Origin of the sequence: Microcystis sp. M20BS1, from assembly GCF_020245305.1 — a bacterium.
Taxonomy (GTDB): domain Bacteria; phylum Cyanobacteriota; class Cyanobacteriia; order Cyanobacteriales; family Microcystaceae; genus Microcystis; species Microcystis ichthyoblabe_A.
Window position 1 is genome coordinate 1 of the sequence record NZ_JADBUZ010000221.1, and the last position, 3,637, is coordinate 3,637.

A 3,637-nucleotide genomic window follows, 5' to 3' on the forward strand; every position below is an offset into this window, starting at 1 on the left:
CGAAAATAGCCTTTTAGTCGCCGCTAGTCGCGATTTAAATCGTTTTTGGACTCAGGTAGAGGAGGGGTTAGAAGCAGATAGTCCCCTACAGGAATTAATAACACAGGTCTTAAACCGCTTCCAGTCGCCTTTAGGTTTAAAGTCAAAACTTTAGTATTCTTAGTCCATAGTAATACCAAATTTCTAAATCCATGACAGACATCCACGCTCGAATGCTTGCCAAGCTTGCATTCGTTGTGACGCAAATAAAGAAAAATGGTATAAGCTGTCAGTGTATCTAAGTTACTCGTCAAGACTGTCTATGAGAAGAGAGCGTGGAGAGGGAGCCAGAACATTTATACTAAAAAGCTTAGTACATCTGGCTTGCTGAATAAATCTGAAATATCGACGAATTAAGGGTTTTAGGGTCTTGTTTCGCGAAACAGGTGCGAGATTTTGAGTCCTGTAGGGGCAGCGATAACCGATAATCAGCGCGGAGACAGAAGAAGGCTCCGATTCCCGCTTAATATTCATTGACGAACAGTCTCTAACGGTGTTACCGGTAACAGCAGCTACCCAATTTTTCTTGATATTTGCTATGCTGATTCTTAACAATTTGTAATCTTTGGGAAAGTTCCTCAATACTGCATGGTCGTTTCTGCTACAATCCCACCCCTAGCTCAAGATACCCTCGCCCTGAAAGCGGTGTGGGCAAATATTGGCTATGATAGTTGTCCCCACCATTACAATTTCCATCTTCATACCCATTGTTCCGATGGTCAAATGAGTCCCCAAGGCTTGATGAGACAAGCGTTAGATATCGGACTAAAAGGATTAGCAATTACCGATCATCACTCGATCGAAGGTTATCGACAAGCCCAAATTTGGCTAGAAAATCAGCATTTAAAGAGTTCTCTACCCCATCTCTGGACAGGGGTAGAAATTACGGCGAATCTCTTAGAGACAGAAGTGCATATTCTTGGCTATGGTTTCGATCCCGCTCATGCCGTCTTGACTCCCTATCTGCAAAGAACCAAACCGGAAGGAGATCTGGCTTTAGCCTCTAGAGTCATTAAAAGTTTACAGCAAGCGGGGGCTTTAGTAGTTCTCGCCCATCCCTTTCGTTACCATCGCCCCGCAGCCGATTTAGTGGCGGCGGCGGTAGAATTGGGTATTGATGGTATTGAGGCTTTTTATGCCTATGGCAATCCCAAACCTTGGCTACCCAGTCAACCGGAAACCGAACAAGCGCTCGCTCTGAGTCGTCAATATCAATTATTTGCCACCTGTAGCACCGATTCCCACGGTAAATCTTTATTACAGCGCATTTAGCCTGATCGCAGGATTAAAGGTAAAATACCTAAATTGACTAAACTCGATCGAGAAAGGATCGAGTGTTGGTTTTTTATGGCCGTTGATCAGTGATCAGTAATCAGTAACCAGTAACCGGTGAAAGAGCCTAAATTTGTTGAAAATTGAAAACCTAAACCTGATAACTTAAAACTTAAACCTGATCACTGATAACTGATAACTGATAACTGAATAACCCCCTGAATGAAAGATTTATTCCTATACACTTGCTGGTTAATTCCCATTTATGGCTTAATTGGTTCGATTTTAACCTTGCCTTGGTCTTTAGGCATTATTAGTCGCACCGGTCCGCGGCCGGCCGCTTATATTAACCTATTGATGACCGTCTTAGGATTAATACACGGATCGATCGCCTTTAACCAAATTTGGCATCGAGAGACGATTAAACTGGCTTTTGAATGGGTAAAAGTGGCCGATCTTAGTTTATCTCTTTCGATCGAACTTTCTCCCGTCAGTTTGGGGACGCTGGAACTAATTACCCTCATCAGTCTCTTGGCCCAAATCTATGCCCTTGGCTACATGGAAAAGGATTGGTCTTTGGCGAGATTTTATGGCTTAATGGGCTTTTTTGAGGCAGCTTTGGGGGGAATTGCCCTCAGTGACTCCCTACTATTCAGTTACGCTTTCCTAGAGATGTTAACGGTCTCTACCTATCTCCTCGTCGGTTTTTGGTATGCTCAACCTTTGGTCGTAACCGCGGCCCGAGATGCCTTTTTAACCAAGCGCGTCGGCGATATTATTTTATTGATGGGTTTGGTGGCTCTGTCCAGTTACGGAGAGGGATTAAGTTTTTCTCAGTTAGAAAATTGGGCAGTAAATAACCCTGTACCACCTCTGACGGCGACTTTGTTAGGATTAGCCCTTATTGCTGGTCCAACGGGTAAATGCGCCCAATTTCCCCTGAATTTGTGGCTAGATGAGGCGATGGAGGGACCAAATCCAGCCGGAATCATGCGGAATTCGATCGTGGTTTCAGCCGGGGCCTATGTTTTAATTAAGCTGCAGCCAGTATTTACCCTATCTCCGATCGCGGCCAATGTTTTAATAGTGTTGGGGACAATGACGGCAATTGGTACTTCTCTGATGGCCTTATCCCAAATTGATATTAAACGGGTTTTATGCCACTCCACCAGTGCCTATCTCGGTTTGGTCTTTATTGCGGTGGGATTAGGTCATGTGGATATCGCTTTACTAATTTTATTCTCCCATGCGGTGGCAAAAGCTTTATTGTTTATGAGCGCAGGAGCCTTAATTCTCACCACCAGTAACCAAAATATCACGGAAATGGGCGGAATTTGGGCAAGAATGCCCGCCACGACCACGGCTTTTTTAGGAGGTTCCGCGGGGATGACGGTTTTAATGCCCCTGGGGATGTTTTGGACGTTAAAACGGTGGTTAGGTGGCGAATGGGCGATTCCTTGGTGGTTATTAGCGGTTTTAATCTTTGTTAATTGTCTTAGCATTATCAATCTTACTCGGGTCTTTCGTTTAGTCTTTTTGGGACAAACCCAAAGTAAAACCCATCGCACCCCGGAAGTGGCTTGGCCGATGGCTTTGCCCATGGTAGCATTGATTTTAATCGTTTTATTGGCCCCGATTATTCCCCTACGTTGGGATTTTTGGTTATCTTTCACCAATCCTCTCGTTAATAACCAGAGTTTCACCATTGTCTGGGGTTTTCCCTTATTGATGGCCTCTGGAGTAATTGGCCTAGTTATCGGGTTAATGGTAGAGTTAAGACGAGCTTGGGCGAGACCAACCGGGTTAATCCTGCGATTCCTGCAAGATTTGTTCGCTTATGACTTCTATCTCGATCGCATCTATCAGTTTACCGTGGTTTTAGCGGTGGGCAGCTTGTCCAAAATTACCGCTTGGCTCGATCGTTATATTATTGATGGTCTGGTTAATTTAGTCAGTTTAGCGACGATTTTTAGCGGCAGTGCCTTAAAATATAATGTTTCCGGTCAATCGCAATTTTATGTCTTGACTATTCTTTTCGGAATAGGGGGATTAATCTGGCTCTTATTAAACGGTCAATGGTCACTGATAACTAATTATTGGTCATCCCTTTTGACTCATTGAACCTCTGTGTATTGGTCTCTAGTCTCCCGGCAGCTGACTAGGGAAGGAAAGCAGGGTGATGAACTTGACATCCTCGCCGCCCTAAAAGTGCGGCGATTCCTAAACCTCACGATTTAAGTTTCTGCTTCCACCACCGTCGCATACCACAGTTAAAAAACCATGTACTGTCTTACACAGAGTCCACAGACTTTCGCCCCATTTCAGA

The 3,637-nt window shown here is 44.3% G+C and carries 2 protein-coding genes and 1 pseudogene; all 3 read left to right on the plus strand.

Features of this window, described 5'->3' with window-relative positions; translation table 11 throughout:
* Window positions 1-139 (plus strand): annotated as a pseudogene (locus IM507_RS21205) (DUF3352 domain-containing protein); the annotation flags it as partial.
* Between the two features lie 488 nt (window positions 140-627).
* Complete coding sequence (locus IM507_RS21210; protein ID WP_002734587.1) at window positions 628-1,311, plus strand: PHP domain-containing protein; 684 nt, start codon at window positions 628-630, stop codon at window positions 1,309-1,311.
* Window positions 1,312-1,533: 222 nt separating this feature from the next.
* On the plus strand, window positions 1,534-3,432 hold the full coding sequence (locus tag IM507_RS21215; protein WP_002734668.1) for an NAD(P)H-quinone oxidoreductase subunit F: 1,899 nt from the start codon (window positions 1,534-1,536) through the stop codon (window positions 3,430-3,432).
* Window positions 3,433-3,637: the final 205 nt, after the last annotated feature.

Coding starts and splice junctions, on each gene's coding strand:
- IM507_RS21215 (WP_002734668.1), top strand. CDS start 1,534: ATGAAAGATTTATTCCTATACACTTGCTGGTTAATTCCCATTTATGGC.
- IM507_RS21210 (WP_002734587.1), top strand. CDS start 628: ATGGTCGTTTCTGCTACAATCCCACCCCTAGCTCAAGATACCCTCGCC.